Genomic DNA, 15,923 nt, shown 5'->3' on the forward strand with positions numbered 1-15,923 from the left:
TCCTGTCACGTTTTCTGTGACGATGTGCTCGTGCGTGCGGACCGCTTGGTGTCGATCGTGCTGCTGCTGCGTCGGCACGGCCGTCTGACCGCGCGGCAGCTCGCCGACGAGCTCGAGGTGTCCACCCGCACCGTCCTGCGGGACGTCGAGGCGCTCTCCGGTGCGGGCGTCCCCGTCTACGCGGAGCGTGGCCGCCACGGGGGATTCGCCCTCCTTCCCGGCTTCCGCGCCGAGCTCGGCGACCTGCACCACGACGAGGCCCTCGCCCTGCTCACGGCGACGTCTCGGCACGGCGGGCGTGTCTTCGGGCTCGGACCGGCCCTCGCCTCCGCGATGCGCAAGGTGGTCGACGCCCTCCCCGACGGGCACCGCGCCCGCCTGGACGACGCGTCCCGCAGGTTTCTCGTCGAGCCCGAGACGGACCTGCTCTCGCGCAGGGCCGCCGTCGAGAGCCCCCCGTCCGCGGTGATGGGCGAGGTCCGCGAGGCCGTGCTCGCCGGCCGCAAGTTCCGCTTCCGCTACGCCGCTCCCGACCAGGAGCCGCGCCTGCACGAGGTGGATCCCGTCGGTCTCGTCACCGTCCGCGACCGGACCTACCTCCTGGCGACCAAGGCGGGCGAGGACCGCACGTATCGGGTGTCGCGGATGCTCGACGCCGAGATGCTTCCCGAGCCCGCGGACCGGCCCGCCGACGTCGACCTCGACGAGACCTGGGCCCGCCGCGCCGCGCGCTTCCTCGCGGACGGTCACGTGACCGTCGTCGTGGACGTCGACCCCTCGGTGCGCGAGGACCTGGTGCGGACGGCACGCGCCGTCCGCGAGGAGACGCCACAGCCCGGGGGTCGTCTCCGGCTCGAGCTGGTCTTCCAGGACCTCCGGCACGCCGTCTGGGCGGTGTGGCAGGCGGGGACCGCGGCCGAGGCGATCTCCCCCGAGGGCCTGCGCGCGGGACTGCTCGCGCGCGCCACCGCGCTCGCCGACCGCTACCGGCCCCCGCCCGCCGGGGCGCGCGGGAACGCCGCGCGCGAGTCCGACACCTGACGGACCGGGCCGACGGCGCGTGCCCGGCAGTGCGAGAATCGCGACGTGTCCGCTGAGATGTCCGCCGAGATCGACGCCACCACGGCCCCCGCCGCGCAGCACGACCCGAACGGTGCGCGGCGGTCCGCCTCCGGCGCCACCACCCCGGCGGACGCCGGGCACGCGGCGGCGCTGCGGGAGGCGGAGCGGGCGGCCGACGCCGCGCGGTCGGCGCTCGCGGACGCGCTGCGGACGGTGACGCGGGGCCGGGTCGACGCCTCGACGCGGCGCCGCGCGGAGTACTCCACGGACGCGTCGAACTACCGGGTGGTCCCCGAGGTCGTCGTGTTCCCGAAGGACGTCGACGACGCGGTCGCGGCGCTCGACGTCGCGCGCGAGCTGGAGGTCCCGATCACGGCGCGCGGCGCGGGGACGTCGGTCGCGGGGAACTCGGTGGGGCCGGGCGTCGTCCTCGACTTCTCGCAGCACCTGCACCGGGTCCTGGACGTGGACCCCGAGGCCCGCACGGCGCGCATCGAGCCGGGTGTGGTCATGTCGTCGCTCCAGCAGGCTGCGGCGCCGCACGGGCTGCGGTTCGGCCCCGACCCGTCGACGCAGAACCGCGCGACGCTCGGCGGGATGATCGGCAACAACGCGTGCGGCCCGCACGCCGTGGCGTACGGGCGCACGGCCGACAACGTGATCGAGCTCGACGTGGTCGACGGCAGCGGCCGGCGCTTCACCGCGGGGAAGGGCGACCCGACGTTCGCCGCGGTCCCCGGGCTGGCCGACCTGGTCCGGGACAACCTCGCGCTCATCCGCACGGAGTTCGGCCGGTTCGGGCGTCAGGTCTCGGGGTACTCGCTCGAGCACCTGCTGCCGGAGAACGGCTCGGACCTCGCGAAGGCGCTCGTGGGCACCGAGGGCACGCTCGTGACCGTCCTCGGCGCGACGGTCCGGCTCGTGCCGGTCCCGTCCAAGCCGACGCTCGTCGTGCTGGGCTACCCGGACATGCCGTCGGCGGCCGACGACGTCCCGACCTTCCTGAACCTCAGCCCTCTCGCGGTCGAGGGCCTGGACGCGCGCCTCGTCGACGTCGTGCGCCGCGCCAAGGGCGACGCGTCGGTCCCGCCGCTGCCGCCGGGCGCCGGGTGGCTCATGGTCGAGGTCGGTGGCGCGACCCCCGAGGAGGCGAGGGCGAACGCGGAGGCGATCGTCGCGGCGTCGGGCAGCGAGGCGACGATGATCCTGCCCGCCGGGCCCGAGGCCACGAAGATGTGGCAGATCCGGGCCGACGGCGCGGGCCTGGCCGGGCGGACGCCGTCGGGCGAGCAGGCGTGGCCGGGCTGGGAGGACTCCGCGGTCCCGCCGGAGAGGCTGGGCGACTACCTGCGCGACCTCGACGCGCTCATGGCGCGCTACGGCGTCGACGGCCTGCCGTACGGGCACTTCGGCGACGGGTGCGTGCACCTGCGCATCGACATCCCGCTGGAGGCGTCGGGCTCGGTGCTGCGCACGTTCATGCTCGAGGCGGCCGACCTCGTCGCGAAGCACGGCGGGTCGCTCTCCGGCGAGCACGGCGACGGCCGCGCGCGCTCCGAGCTCCTGCCGGTGATGTACAGCCCCGAGGCGATCGCGCTGCTGGAGCAGTTCAAGGCCCTGTTCGACCCCGCGGACGTCATGAACCCGGGCGTCGTCGTGCGCCCGCGCGCCATCGACGACGACCTGCGCCGCCCCCACGCCCACCCCGTGCTGTCCGCCCTGGGTGCCGCAGGCGGTCCGGGCACGACGGCGCCCGCGAAGGTCACGAAGATCTCGCGCCGCGCCGGGTACCAGGGCTTCTCGTTCATGCACGACCACGGCGACATGACGCAGGCCGTGCACCGCTGCGTCGGTGTCGGCAAGTGCCGCGCCGACACCAGCGCCGCGGGCGGTTTCATGTGCCCGTCGTACCAGGCGACGAAGGACGAGAAGGACGTCACGCGCGGTCGTGCGCGCGTCCTCCAGGAGGCGGTCAACGGCACGCTCGTGGGCGGGCTGGCCGCGCCGGAGGTGCGCGAGTCGCTCGACCTGTGCCTGTCCTGCAAGGCGTGCTCCTCGGACTGCCCGGCCGGCGTCGACATGGCGCAGTACAAGTCCGAGGTGCTCTACCGGACGTACCGCGGGAAGATCCGGCCGGTCGACCACTACGCGCTCGGGTGGCTGCCGGTGTGGGCGCGCCTCGCCACGGGCATGCCGCGGCTCGTCAACAAGCTCCTCGGCGTCCGCCCGATCGCCAAGACCGTCCTGTGGGCGGGCGGCATGGACACGCGCCGGTCCATGACGACGTTCGCCGAGGTCCCGTTCCGCACCTGGTGGAAGCGCGGCGGCGCCACGCAGGGCGTCCCCGGGCTCGCGATCGGCGCGCGCCCCGGCCACCCGGTGCGCGACGAGCGACCCAAGGTCGTCCTGTGGACGGACTCGTTCAGCGACAACATGTCGCCGAGCGTGCCCCAGGCGGCGGTGAAGGTGCTCACGGCCGCCGGGTACGACGTCGTCGTCCCCGACCAGGAGGCGTGCTGCGGCCTCACGTGGATCAGCACCGGCCAGCTCGACGGCGCGCGCAAGCGCCTCGAGAACCTGCTGTCCGTCCTCGGCCCGTACGCCGTCAACGGCATCCCGATCATGGGCCTCGAACCGTCGTGCACCGCCGTGCTGCGCTCCGACCTCGTCGACCTCTTCCCCGACGACCCGCGTGCGGTCGCCGTCTCCCGGGCGACGCGCACCCTCGCCGAGCTGCTCACGTCCGTCGACACCGCGCCCGGCAAGGACTCCGGGTGGCGCATGCCAGACCTCTCCGACGTGACCGCCGTCGTGCAGCCCCACTGCCACCAGCACTCCGTGATGGGGTTCGCCGCCGACGAGCGCCTCCTGCGCTCCGCGGGCGCGACGATCCAGGTCCTCGCAGGCTGCTGCGGCCTCGCCGGGAACTTCGGCATGCAGAAGGGCCACTACGAGACGTCGGTAGCGGTCGCCGAGAACGCCCTGCTGCCCGCGCTGCGCGACGCCCCGGACGGGTCGGTCTACCTCGCCGACGGCTTCTCCTGCCGCACCCAGGCCGACGACCTCGCCGGCGTCCAGGGCAAGGCCCTCGCCGAGCTCCTCGCCGAACGGCTCTGACCCGCGCGCCGCCCGTCGACGGCTGCTCACCTCGACGACACCTCCGGTTCGCCCGCCACGGCTACGGTGTGCGCGTGAGCACCCGCCCCGAGCGCTGGTACGGCGTGCGGTGCGTCTTCCGCCACCGCGGACTCGAGGACGGCACCGACCGTGTGTACGAGGAGCGCGTCACCGTCTGGACCGCGGAACGCTTCGACGACGCCATCGCGCGCGCCGAGACAGAAGCGCGCGAGTACGCCGCCGACGTCGGCGCCAAGTACCTCGGGCTCGCCCAGGCCTACCAGTCCGACGACGTCCCCGGTGACGGCGCCGAGGTCTTCTCCCTCATGCGGACCAGCCGACTCAAGTCCGGGCGGTACCTCGACACGTTCTTCGACACCGGCGCCGAGCGCCAAGGGTCGCTGCGCGCCCACGAGGGGTTCGCCGAAGGGGCACGCTAGACAACCCCCGCGCGCCGCACGGCCGCCGCGAGCCGGGCGACCGCCTCGTCCACCCGGGCGTCCGCCAGGTTCCCGTACCCGAGGACGAGCGTCGCCGACCGGGCGGGCGCCGCCACCTGGTAGCGCCGCAGGTCCGTCACCGCGACGTCGCGCGCCGCCGCCTCCCGCACGACGAGCGCCGCGTCCGGTGCACCGGCGCCGAGGTCGAGCAGGACGTGCATCCCGGCCGCGATGCCGCTGACCTCCGCACCCGGCAGCTCCCGACCGAGCGCCGCGAGCACCGCGTCCCGGCGCGCACGGTACCGACGCCGCGCCGCACGCAGGTGCCGGTCGTACGACCCTGCCGTGACGAACCGTGCGAACGTCAGCTGGTCGAGCGTCGACGGCCCCGTCCCCGGCCACGCCGCCCGCGCCACCACCTCCCGCCACCGCGGCGGCACCACCATCCAGCCGACACCGAGCGCCGGCGACACCGTCTTGCTGATCGACCCCAGCAGCAGCACCCGGTCCGGCGCCAGCCCCTGGAGAGCCGCGACCGGACGACGGTCGTACCGGAACTCGGCGTCGTAGTCGTCCTCCACGACCAGCCCGTCCACCTCTCGCGCCCACGCGACCACACGCTCCCGACGCTCCGCCGACAACGCCGTGCCCGTCGGGAACTGGTGCGCCGGCGTCAGCAGAGCCGCCCGCGCACCCGTGCGCCGCGACGCCGCCACCAGCGCGTCGACGACGACACCGTCCGCGTCCACCGGCACGGGGACCGGTGTCAGCCCGGCCCGCGCCGCGACGTCGCGCAGCACCGCCCAGCTCGGATCCTCCACCAGCACGTGCGTGTGCCCCGCCTCCACCAGCGCCGCCGCGGCACGCGCCATCCCGTCCGTCGCGCCGTGCGTGAGCACGACCGCGTCGTCCGGCGCCGCGACGACCCGCGCCCGGCGCAGATGGTCCGCGACGACGGCCCGCGCCGAGGGATGACCACCCGGCACCGGTGCGCCGAGGTCGTCGTTCGACGCGGTACCGGTCGCGCCGCCGAGCACGTCGCGCGCCGCGCGCAGCCACGCGTCACGCGGCACGTGCCGCAGGTCGGGGACGCCCGGCGCGAGGTCGAAGCGGGCGCGGGTGGCCCGGGTTGCGGCGGTGTGTGGCCGCCCGACGGGAACGACGGCGCGCGCGGGTCTTCCCTCCGCCGCTCGTCCCTCGCGGCTCCCGCCAGACCCGCCACGACCCGCGCGCGCCGTCGTACCCGCCGGGCTCGTCCTCCCGGGCACCGTGCCCGCCGGGTTCGTCGCTCCGGTCGTCGTGCCCGCCGGGTTCGTCGGCCCGGTCGTCGGGATGCCTGTCCCGGGAGGGAGGGTGGCGGCGGACGCGGAGACGCGGGTGGCGGAGCCGGTGCGGGCGTCGAGGAAGCCTTCGGCGACGAGCTGGCCGTAGGCCTCGGTGACGACCCACCGGGAGACGCCGAGCGTCTGGGCGAGGTGGCGGCTCGGGGGGAGGGCCGCGCCGGCGCCGACGCGGCCGGACCGGACGGCGTCGCGCAGGGCGCGCTCCAGCCGCTCGACGCGGGTCCCCGGCCCCGCACCCAGGTCGAGGAGCGCCTCCCAGGCGAGGGCCGCCGTCGGGCCGGACGCGCGACCCGGCGAAGTGGTCTGGTCGATGCTCATGGAATCGGACCGTACACCCGGGCCGATCGGCTCCTAGCGTGGAGCACGTCATCAGAGCGCGATCCAGGGAGACCACCATGCGGTACCGCACCATCGGCGACGGGCGCACGTCCTTCGACGTCTCGACGCTGTGCCTCGGCACGATGAACATGGGCACGCTCGTCGACGAGGAGACGTCGTTCGCCATCCTCGACCGCTACCTCGAGGCGGGCGGCACGTTCTTCGACACGGCGAACAACTACAGCTTCTGGGCGGGCGGCTACGGCCGGGACAGCGAGGACCTGCTGGGCCGCTGGCTCGCGAGCCGCGGCGTGCGCGACGAGGTCCGCCTCGCCACGAAGCTCGGCGCCGCGAAGAAGGACCCGGCGCTTCCCCTGCAGAACGTCGAGCCGACGAACTTCCAGGGGCTCGGCGCCGACGTCGTCGCGGGGGAGGCGCACGAGAGCCTGCGTCACCTCGGCGTCGACCACCTCGACGTGCTGTACGGGCACGTCGACGACCACGCGACCCCGCTCGCCGAGACCGTCGGCGCGTTCGGCAAGCTCCAGGCGGAGGGCGTCGTCGGGATCACGGGCATCTCCAACGTCGCCCTGTGGCGCGTCGTCGAGGCGCGCGAGGAGGCGCTGCGCCAGGGCGTCGCCCCCTACGGGCTCGTGCAGCAGAACTACACGTACGCCTACCCGACGCCCGAGCCGGGCCGGCACAACTGGGCGTCGTACGAGCTGCTCGACTACGCGGCGTCGACCGGGACGCCGGAGCGCCCGCCGCTCGCCGTCGTCGCGTACTCGCCGATCCTCCAGGGCGCGTACGTGCGGCGCGACAAGCCGCTGTGGGACGGGTTCGACCACGCCTCGACGCGCGACCGGATCCGCACCCTGCACGAGGTCGCGGGGGAGACCGGCGCCACCCCGAACCAGGTGGTCCTGGCCTGGCTCCTCGGCGGCGAGCACCCGGTGGTCCCGATCGTCGGGCCGAGCACCCTCGCCCAGCTCGACGAGCTCCTCGGCGCCGCCGACCTCGACCTCGACGACGAGCACCGCGCCCGTCTCGACGCCGTCTGACACGCAGGCAGTCCCGACGAGTGATGCGCTTGCGTTCGAGTGACGCACGTCGACGTGCATCCCTCGGACAGAAGCGCATCACTCGTCCCGCGCGCACCGGCCATCGCCGAGACAGAGCGGATCTCGCTCGACGGGAGGACCCGGTGCCGTCATGCTCGCCGCGTGGGATACGCGTACACGAGCGTGGTGCCGGGCGACGATCCGTCCGACGGCGTCGACGACACGGACGAGGCGCCGCCTCTCGCGACCCTCGACGTCGCCGGGGCACGGGCGCTCGCGGAGCGCTACCTGGCGCACCACCTGCTGTCGTCCGGTGCGCGTGCCGAGCGTCTCGAGAGCGAGGCGTCGACCGACGCGCGGGACGAGGTCACCGAGCGGGTGCTCCGTGAGCCGGACCCGTTTCCCGTGCTGGACGCGCTGGTGGCGCTCGGGTTCGAGCGCGTCCCGGTCGACGACCATGCCTTCCTCGCGCTCGTCGCTGCAGGACCTGTGGAGGACGCCCTGGTCGAGAGGTCCGATCTCCGCGACGCCGTGGCGGAGCGGTGCCGTCGCGACGCGGCCTGGCACCTGACCGTCCAGGGGGTGTGGGCCGACGCCGCGCTCGTCCCGACCTTCCCGCCCCCGCTCGACTCCCTCGTCACCACGCTCGGCGGGAGCGATCGGACCGGGAGCGACCGTCCGAAGGGGCGGGTGCCCGCCGCTCGGCGTCCGTCTCGTCGTCAGCAGCCTCGGGGGCGCGGACGCGGGCGCTGAGGCCGTGCCACGATCGGGGCATGGAGTTCCAGGACGTCGTGCGCAGGCGCCGGATGGTGCGGCGGTTCACCGACGAGCCGGTCGATCCCGACCAGGTGGAGCGTGTGCTGCGCAACGCGGTGCGGGCGCCGAGCGCGGGGTTCGCGCAGGGGTGGGCGTTCGTCGTGCTCACGGAGCCCGCGGACGTCGCGCGGTTCTGGGCGGCCACGACCCCGGCCGACACCGAGCGGAACATGAGCACGTGGCTCGCGGGGATGCGCACGGCGCCCGTGCTGGTCGTGGTGCTGACGTCCAAGGACGCCTACCTGGACCGGTACGCGGAGCCGGACAAGGGGTGGGCGGACCGTGACGAGCACCGGTGGGCGGTGCCGTACTGGCACGTCGACGCGGGGATGGCGTCGTTGCTCATGCTCCAGACGGCGGTCGACGAGGGGCTCGGCGCGTGCTTCTTCGGCGTCCAGCCCGGCGAGGTGGGGCGCCTGCGGGAGGCGTTCGGGATCCCGGGGGAGTTCGCCCCGACGGGCGTGGTCGCGCTGGGCCACCCGGGCGACGCGGGCCCGAGCGGCTCGCCGCGGCGTCGGGCCCGCAAGCCGGTCGACGACGTCGTGCACCGGGGCCGCTGGCATCCCTAGGCAGGTGGCAGGCCGGGCACCTGCTGCCCGACGGCGGCCCGCACCGGTGCGGGCAGCTCGCCCCAGTCGTCGAGCGTGTCGAGGTCCGTCGCCGTCCCGGGGCGGTGCACGACGGCGGCCCTCGCCCCGAGCCGCTCGGCCTCCGCGAGGTGCGCGGCGCGGCTGTCGGGGCCGAACCGGAACGCGAACGCTTCCTGCCGAGCACGAGGTTGCTGTCGTTCTGCGCTCGATACCGGCACCAACGTCGTGCTCGGCGACGTGACGAGGTCCGCGTCGACGACGAGCAGGTTCGTGCCGGAGCGGTGCCGGTCCGTCGCGACGACGACCGGGGCGTCCTCGGCGAGCAGGGCGGCGACGTCGTCGGTCGACAGCGCGGGCAGGTCGGCGTGCGTGACGAGCAGCCGCACGGGGCCGTCCTGCGCGGCGACCTCGCGCCCCACGTCCACCGCGGCGTTCAGGCCCGGACGGTCCGCGGGCTGCAGGACGATCCGCACCCGGTCGGCGTCCGCCGTGAGCAGCGGCGGCCCGTCGGGGTCGTCGGCGGTCGCGGGGTCGACGACGACGTCGCGCAGCGCACGCCACGTGAAGCGCGGGTCGGACGTCACGACCACGACCCGCTCCACCCCGTCCGACGCGAGGAGCGTCGCCACCACGTGCCGCGCGAGCACCGCGACGAGGCGGCTGCGCGTCGTCGGGTCGAGCACGTGCGCGAGACGCGACTTGCCCGACGTCCCGTCGCGCAGCGGCACGACGGCGACCACCCGGCCCGGGCGGCCCGGCGCACCCGGGTGCGTGCCGCCGTCGGGCACGGGTGGGCCGCCGGGCACCGTGCGGTCAGCCACGCGCCGCCGCCACGATCTCGCGTGCGAGGCGCTCGCGGCCGGGTGCGCCGCCCATGACGGTGTCGGTGACGAGCACGCGCATCCCGAGCCCTTCGACGTCCGCGCGCAGTCCGGCGTCCTGGTCGTCGATCACCATGACGTCGACGAGCCCGGCGTACAGGCGCGCGACGCCCAGCGCCGACACCTCGTGGCCGAGCGTCGCGAGCATCTGCGCGGCCGGTCCCTTGATCGCGCGGCCGCCGACGATCGGGCTCACGGCGACGCGGCGCGCGGGCGACGCCGCCAGGGCCTCGCGCACGCCCGCCACCCCGAGCACGGGCTCGACCGACAGGAACGGGTTCGACGGCGCGACCACCACGACGTCGGCGTCGCGCAGCGCGTCGAGCACCCCGGGCGCGGGCCGTGCGGCGTCGAGACCGTCGTAGACCAGGCCGAGGACGTCGTCCGCGTGCCGCCGTCCGACGAAGTACTCCTGGAACCCGAGCCGCCCGGCCGGGGTGTCGACGAGCGTCGCGACACGGTCGTCGCTCACCGGGAGCACGCGCGCCCGCACCCCGAGCGCCGTGGTGATCCGGGCCGTCACGGCGGACAGCGGGTCCCCGGCCCGCAGCCGGGCGGTCCGCACGACATGCGTCGCGAGGTCGCGGTCGCCGAGGGTGAACCACGTGTCCTCGCCGAGCTGACCCAGCGCGTCGAGCGTCGCGTACGACTCGCCGACGACGCCCCAGCCGCGCTCCTCGTCCGCCAGGCCGGCGAGGGTGTACGTCACCGTGTCGAGGTCGGGGGAGATCGCGAGGCCGTGGAGCTCGACGTCGTCCGCGACGTTGACCACGACCGTGAGGTCGGTCCCGGCGAGGTCCAGGCCGTGGGCGAGCCGCGCACCCCCGACCCCGCCGGCCAGGACCGTCACGGCGGGAGGCACGGCGTCGGTCGGGGCGTCTGGCGGGGAGTCGGGCGTCGGGTCCTGCGTCACGGGGCGAGCCTACGGCGGGCCGTGCCACGATGGGCCCATGGCCGTCTTCGCCTTCTCCGTCGCCCCGCTCGGTGCCGGCGAGTCCGTCGCGGACTCCGTCGCCGAGGCCGTCCGCATCGTCCGCGAGTCGGGCCTGCCGAACCGCACGACCGCGATGTTCACGGAGATCGAGGGGGACTGGGACGACGTGATGCCCGTGATCCGGCGCGCGACGGAGGCCGTCGGGGCGGGCGGGCACCGCGTCTCGCTCGTCGTCAAGGCCGACATCCGGCCCGGTCGCACGGGGGAGCTCACCGGCAAGGTCGACCGGGTCGAGGAGCGTCTCGCCACCGACGAGCAGGAGACCGGGCACGCCTGACCTGCGGCGGGACCCCCGCCGACGCGGGCGTCCGAAGCACGAGCTTCGACCCGTTCGCGGGACTTGACCCGCGACGTAGGCTAAGCGGCAAACGCCCCCGTCCCGGTCGCGTTCCGCTGCAGCAGGAGACCTACCGATGCCCCTCTTCGAGGTGGACGCCGAGCGTCCGCTGCTCGTCCAGCCGCCCCAGCCGGCGGGCGCCTTCGGGACCGACGCGCAGCGCGTCGTCGACGGGAACCTCGACAGCCTCCTCGGCGAGCAGATCTTCCCCGTCGCCGAAGGGTCGGGGCCCGACGAGCCGCACCTCCTCGCGCTCGACGCCGCCGGTCTGCCCGTCGTCATCGAGGTGACGGCCGAGCTCACGGAGCACGCGCTCACGCAGGCGCTCAACCACGCCGGTCGCGCGGGCCGGCTCACCCGGGCCGAGCTCGCCGCGCGCTACTCCGGCGGTGCCTCCCGGTTCCAGCAGGACGTGGCGGCCTTCTACGACAACGTGCCCCTCACGCGCTCGCAGGCCACGGCCCGCACCACGGGCGCGCGCCTCATCGTCATCTGCTCGAGCGCGGCCCCCGGGATCGAGGACGCGCTCGACTTCCTCCGCCAGCCGGGCTCGCCCGTCGCGGTCCTGCGGCTCGGTGTCGTGCACGGGGCGGACGGGCGTCGCTTCGTCGACGTCTCCCCGCTCGTCGTGGGGCGTCAGGAGGTGGCGCCCCGGCCGGAGCGCACCCCCGTCCGGGCGCGCGAGGCGGCCCCGGCGTCCGACTTCGCCGACGGCGTGGCCGTGGGGCGGGCCCTGACCGGCAAGTTTCCCGTGGTGACGCAGCACGCCCGCCGTTCGCGGGCCGAGCGGCGCCGCGCCGCCGAGCTCGAGCCCCGTCCGGCCGCCGCGTCCTCGCTCGACGCCACCGGGCCCCTCGCGGCGGTGCCGATCGACGTGCGCCTGGAGTCCTCGGCGCACGATGCCGGCCTGCCCGGCCCCGCGCCGTCGGACGAGCTGCCCGCCGCGCCCGCGCCCGCGTGGTCCGAGGAGCCCGCCCCGTGGGCCGAGCGGCGGCCCGCCGACCACGGCGACGACGCGCGGGTCTCTCGCGCGTCCGTCCTCACGCGCGAGTCGGTGCGGACGCGGGAGTCGGTGCGGACGCGGGAGTCGATCCTCACGCACGAGTACGCCCAGCAGCACACCCCGGCGTCCGAGCGCTCGTACGACCCGCTGTCCTACCAGCCGCCGACCGACCTCGGCCTCGACACCCGCCCGGGCCGCGACGTCGTGCCCGCCCCGGCGCCGCGTCCCGACGCCCCGCTCGGCCCGGACGACGACCCGGACCTCGTCGCGCTCGCCCGCTCGTTCGGCGCCCCGCGCCACCTCGTGTGGTCGCGGCCGCGCCGCGGGCAGCGGTTCGAGGCGGTCCTGCAGCCCGACGGGTTCATCGAGCTGTCCGACGGCGCCCGGTTCCGCCATCCCGACCTGGCCGCGGTCGCGGCCTCGGGGACCGCGACCGCGGACGGCTGGAGCGTGTGGCGGCTCGGCGACGACGGCCCGTCACTCACGGACGCGTTCCGCGACCGGAACGCCTGAGCCGGGTCGTCCCGGGCCCGGACCTCAGTCCGCGGACCGCACCATCGCGCGGATGCCGACGAGCAGGCCGACGACCGCGGTCGCCCCCGCGGCCACCCAGCCCCACGCCACGACGGATGCCGTAAGGTCCCCGGCGAACAGCGCCCTCTCGGCGTCGACGACGTAGCGCAGCGGGTTCGCCGACGCGGCGACCTGCATCCAGCGCGGGCCCGTCTCGAGCGGCAGCAGGATCCCGGACAGGAGCATCAGCGGGAAGAGCACCGTCTGCTGCACCATCCAGAACATCCAGTCCTGCTTGCGGACGGCGAGCGCGAGCGCGTAGGACAGCGCGCCGATCCCGACGCCGAGCAGCGCGAGCAGGGCGAGACCGAGCACGGCCCCCGCGACGTGCAGCTCGAACCCGAACGGCAGCATGACGAGGACGACGACCGCCGACTGCGCGACGACCGGCACCATCTCCTTGAGGGCCCGCCCGACGAGCAGGGACGAGCGGCTCAACGGGGCGACGAGCATCCGCTCGTGCGCACCCGTCTGGAGCTCGAACAGCAGGTTGGCGCCGGTCGCCGACGTCCCGAAGAGCGTCGTCATGACGAGGATCGACGGGACGAACCACTGCCACACGTTCCCGCCGATCGCGTCGCTGCCGCCGAGCGACCCGACGAGCAGCGGTCCGAACAGGGCAAGGAACACGATCGGCTGCACGAGCCCGAACACGACGGAGAACGGGTCGCGCACCACCGGACGCAGCTCGCGAGCGAGCACGATGCCCGTGTCCCGCACGAGACGACGGCGCGTGGCCGGGGGCGCGGACGGTCCCGCGTCGGTCGGGGCGGGACGGGTGTCGACGGTGCTCATGCTGCGGTCCTCTCGGTCGGCCGGGACGCGTCCTCGACGGGCGCCCCGGTGCTCGGGGTGGTCGGGTCGGTGCTCGTGGCCGTCTCGCGCAGGCTGCGGCCGGTGAGCGTGAGGAAGACGTCGTCCAGCGTCGGCAGCTGGACGTGCGCCCGGGCCACGCGGAGCCCGTCGGCGTCGGCGGCACGCAGGAGGCGGGGGAGGTACGCGTCGCCGTGCCGGGCACGCACGGTGAGCCCGTCCGTGCCGCGGTGGAGCACCTCCCGGAACCCCTCGACCCGGGCGGCGACCTCCGCGAGCCGCGCGGCGCCGTCGGGCGTTCCCTCGACCTCGACGACGACCTGGTCGCCCGCGAGGTCCGCCTTGAGGTTTGCGGCGGTGTCGTCCGCGATGACCTCGCCGTGGTCGACGACGACGACGCGCTCGGCCGTCGAGTCCGCCTCGTCGAGGTAGTGGGTGGTGAGGACGACCGTCATCGGTGTGCCGGACGCGGCGACCGCGTCCCGCATCCGCCCCACGTGCTCCCACAGGTTCGCGCGGTTGTGCGGGTCGAGGCCCGTCGTCGGCTCGTCGAGGAACAGCAGCGCCGGCGAGTGCACGAGTCCCATCGCGACGTCGAGCCTGCGGCGCTGGCCGCCGGACAGGTCGGACACCTTGCGCGTGCGCTGGGCGGACAGCTCGAGGACGTCGAGCAGCTCGTCGGACCGACGGCGCGCGGCGCGGCGGTCGAGCCCGTGGATGCGTGCCTGGCTCACGAGCTCGTCGACGGCACGCTGGCCGTGGCCGGCGGCGTTGCCCTGCCCGACGTACCCGATGCTGCGCCGCACGGCGTCCGCCTGCGTCACGACGTCGAGACCGGCGACCGTCGCCGACCCGGACGTGGGGCGCACCAGGGTCGTGAGCATGCGCAGGGTCGTCGTCTTGCCGGCCCCGTTGGGGCCGAGGACGGCGACGAGCTCGCCGGGCGCGACGTCCAGGTCGATCCCGCGCACGGCGTGCACGGTGGCGTCGGGGTCGCGGCCGACACGGAAGTCCTTCGTCAGCGCTCGGGTTCGGATCACGGTGTCCTCCGGGTGGGTCGTGAGGTGCTCGTCGACGGCGGGTGCCGGACGGAACACCACCACTGTGGCGCCGGTAGAGGACAGGTACTGGCCTCTACCGCGTGCGACCCTGGAGCCATGCTCGAGACGTCCGGCCGGCTGCTCCGGCTGCTGTCCCTCCTCCAGGCCCGCCGCGACTGGCCAGGGGCGACGCTCGCGGAGCGCCTCGCCGTCAGCCCCCGCACGGTGCGGCGCGACGTCGACCGGCTGCGGGAGCTCGGGTACCCCGTCCGCGCGACGAAGGGGCCCGACGGCGGGTACCGCCTCGACGCCGGGGCCGAGCTGCCGCCGCTGCTGTTCGACGACGAGCAGGCCGTCGCCGTCGCGCTCGCGCTGCGGACGGCGTCGCTCCCCGGTCTCGACGACGCCGCGGCGCGCGCGCTGACCACGATCCGGCAGGTGATGCCCGCGCGGCTCCGGGCCCGGATCGACGCGCTGGAGGTGACGTCGGTACCCCGCGGGCGGCAGCCTCAGCGCCCCCCGGTCCGGGCCGACGTCCTCCTCGCCGTGGGCACGGCGGTGCGCGAGCGGCGCACGATGCGCTTCGACTACGACGGCGGGAGCGGGGACCCCCTCCGGCCCGCGGGCGCACCGGCGTCCGAGGCGTTCCGACCACCGCGTCGGGTGGAGCCGCACCACCTCGTCACCTGGGGAGGACGCTGGTACCTCGTCGCGTGGGACGTGGAGCGCGACGACTGGCGAACCTTCCGCGTCGACCGCATGACGCCCCGGGAAGGAACAGGAGCGGGCTTCGTGCCGCGCACGCTCCCTGCACCGGACGTCGCCACCTACGTGCAGGAGCAGTTCGCCCCGCCGCCGTGGCCGGTGCGCGGCAGCGCGATCCTCGGCATGCGGGCCGACCACGTCGCGCCGTGGGTCGGAGGCGCGGGGGTCGTCGAGGAGCTGGACGGCGATCGCTGCCGCGTGACGGCCGGGTCCTGGTCGTGGGCAGGTCTGGCTGCGTGGTTCGGGATGTTCGACGCCGACGTGGCGATCGAGGGTCCGTCCGAGCTCCGCGAGGCCGCGCGCACCGTCGGTCGACGCCTGGCGGAGGGGGCCAGGTGATCGGGGTCACGGGGAGGCGAGTTGACCGTTCGGCCGCGGGCCCCGTAATGTTCTCGAGGTCGCCCGGCAGGGAGGAACAGACACCACGGCGCAGCTCTTCGGAGCAGACGCGAAGTGGCTGGTCCCGCAGGCGAAACCCCACCATTGTCTCGAAGGTTGCAGCGTGCTGCGCCTGAGGTACAGTTCGGGGGCCCGATTCAGACCATTCTGAACCGCAAATCCGGTTTCACCGGGTTCGGGACGAAGGTCAGGGTCTGGTAGGCTGGATGAAGAAACCCCGCGCAAAAGCCGCTGAAGCGGCCGGAGGCGGTGTGTGTCGGTTGTTTGAGAACTCAACAGTGTGCTTGTTAGTCAATGCCAAATTTTTGTCCTCGTGGGCATGGCTGGCTGTTCTTCGCTCGTCTGGGTGGGGTGGTTGGTTGTGTCTGGGG

The 15,923-nt window shown here is 75.0% G+C and carries 14 protein-coding genes; 9 read left to right on the forward strand and 5 right to left on the reverse strand.

The features are described 5' to 3' along the window. The first annotated feature begins 30 nt into the window (after positions 1-30). From LGQ04_RS07145 to LGQ04_RS07155, 3 genes are all read left to right on the forward strand, one after another. Positions 31-1,041, forward strand: a complete 1,011-nt coding sequence (locus LGQ04_RS07145; RefSeq protein ID WP_229242981.1) for a helix-turn-helix transcriptional regulator — start codon at positions 31-33, stop codon at positions 1,039-1,041. Positions 1,042-1,086: 45 nt separating this feature from the next. Continuing rightward, entirely contained in the window at positions 1,087-4,179 is a 3,093-nt protein-coding gene (locus tag LGQ04_RS07150) for an FAD-binding and (Fe-S)-binding domain-containing protein (protein WP_229242982.1), read from the forward strand. Positions 4,180-4,253: 74 nt separating this feature from the next. Beyond that, a complete protein-coding gene (locus LGQ04_RS07155) occupies positions 4,254-4,619 on the forward strand; it encodes a DUF4288 domain-containing protein (protein WP_229242983.1) in 366 nt (121 codons plus the stop codon). Here the strand turns inward: LGQ04_RS07155 and LGQ04_RS07160 are convergent. After that, positions 4,616-6,280: an aminotransferase-like domain-containing protein gene (locus tag LGQ04_RS07160; protein WP_229242984.1), complete on the reverse strand. Its 1,665-nt coding sequence runs from the start codon at positions 6,278-6,280 to the stop codon at positions 4,616-4,618. The genes LGQ04_RS07155 and LGQ04_RS07160 overlap by 4 nt on opposite strands. Positions 6,281-6,357: 77 nt before the next feature. Here LGQ04_RS07160 and LGQ04_RS07165 point away from each other — a divergent pair, with 77 nt between their 5' ends. The 3 genes from LGQ04_RS07165 to LGQ04_RS07175 all read left to right on the forward strand — a co-directional run bounded on the left by LGQ04_RS07165 (position 6,358) and on the right by LGQ04_RS07175 (position 8,726). Further along, a complete protein-coding gene (locus LGQ04_RS07165) occupies positions 6,358-7,341 on the forward strand; it encodes an aldo/keto reductase (protein WP_229242985.1) in 984 nt (327 codons plus the stop codon). A gap of 162 nt (positions 7,342-7,503) precedes the next feature. Next, positions 7,504-8,094, forward strand: coding sequence for a hypothetical protein (locus tag LGQ04_RS07170; protein WP_229242986.1), 591 nt, complete (start codon positions 7,504-7,506; stop codon positions 8,092-8,094). Positions 8,095-8,114: 20 nt separating this feature from the next. Then, positions 8,115-8,726: a nitroreductase family protein gene (locus tag LGQ04_RS07175; RefSeq protein ID WP_229242987.1), complete on the forward strand. Its 612-nt coding sequence runs from the start codon at positions 8,115-8,117 to the stop codon at positions 8,724-8,726. Here the strand turns inward: LGQ04_RS07175 and LGQ04_RS07180 are convergent. Together LGQ04_RS07180 and cofD are read right to left on the reverse strand one after the other, a co-directional pair. Next, a complete protein-coding gene (locus LGQ04_RS07180; RefSeq protein ID WP_229242988.1) occupies positions 8,723-9,568 on the reverse strand; it encodes a CofC family guanylyltransferase in 846 nt (281 codons plus the stop codon). The two genes, LGQ04_RS07175 and LGQ04_RS07180, sit on opposite strands and share 4 nt — an antisense overlap. After that, the gene (cofD, locus tag LGQ04_RS07185) at positions 9,561-10,541 is read right to left on the reverse strand and encodes a 2-phospho-L-lactate transferase (RefSeq protein WP_229242989.1); all 981 of its coding nucleotides are present in this window, start codon (positions 10,539-10,541) and stop codon (positions 9,561-9,563) included. Before cofD ends, LGQ04_RS07180 begins: the two co-directional genes overlap by 8 nt. 37 nt (positions 10,542-10,578) lie before the next feature. On the opposite strand from cofD, the gene LGQ04_RS07190 reads away from it, so the two are divergent. Further along, positions 10,579-10,899: an MTH1187 family thiamine-binding protein gene (locus LGQ04_RS07190; RefSeq protein WP_229242990.1), complete on the forward strand. Its 321-nt coding sequence runs from the start codon at positions 10,579-10,581 to the stop codon at positions 10,897-10,899. A gap of 136 nt (positions 10,900-11,035) precedes the next feature. Next, a complete protein-coding gene (locus LGQ04_RS07195; RefSeq protein ID WP_229242991.1) occupies positions 11,036-12,475 on the forward strand; it encodes a restriction system modified-DNA reader domain-containing protein in 1,440 nt (479 codons plus the stop codon). 24 nt (positions 12,476-12,499) lie between these two features. Here the strand turns inward: LGQ04_RS07195 and LGQ04_RS07200 are convergent, their stop codons facing one another. After that, positions 12,500-13,330: an ABC transporter permease gene (locus tag LGQ04_RS07200; protein WP_229242992.1), complete on the reverse strand. Its 831-nt coding sequence runs from the start codon at positions 13,328-13,330 to the stop codon at positions 12,500-12,502. Continuing rightward, positions 13,327-14,388, reverse strand: a complete 1,062-nt coding sequence (locus LGQ04_RS07205) for an ATP-binding cassette domain-containing protein (RefSeq protein ID WP_229242993.1) — start codon at positions 14,386-14,388, stop codon at positions 13,327-13,329. Before LGQ04_RS07205 ends, LGQ04_RS07200 begins: the two co-directional genes overlap by 4 nt. Positions 14,389-14,505: 117 nt before the next feature. Between LGQ04_RS07205 and LGQ04_RS07210 the strand changes: the two genes are divergently transcribed. Next, positions 14,506-15,492 (forward strand): helix-turn-helix transcriptional regulator, encoded by a 987-nt coding sequence (locus tag LGQ04_RS07210; protein ID WP_229242994.1) that lies wholly within the window; start codon positions 14,506-14,508, stop codon positions 15,490-15,492. Positions 15,493-15,923 lie beyond the last annotated feature (431 nt).

The sequence above is a fragment of the Cellulosimicrobium marinum genome, from assembly GCF_020551945.1.
Taxonomy (GTDB): Bacteria; Actinomycetota; Actinomycetes; order Actinomycetales; family Cellulomonadaceae; genus Cellulosimicrobium; species Cellulosimicrobium marinum.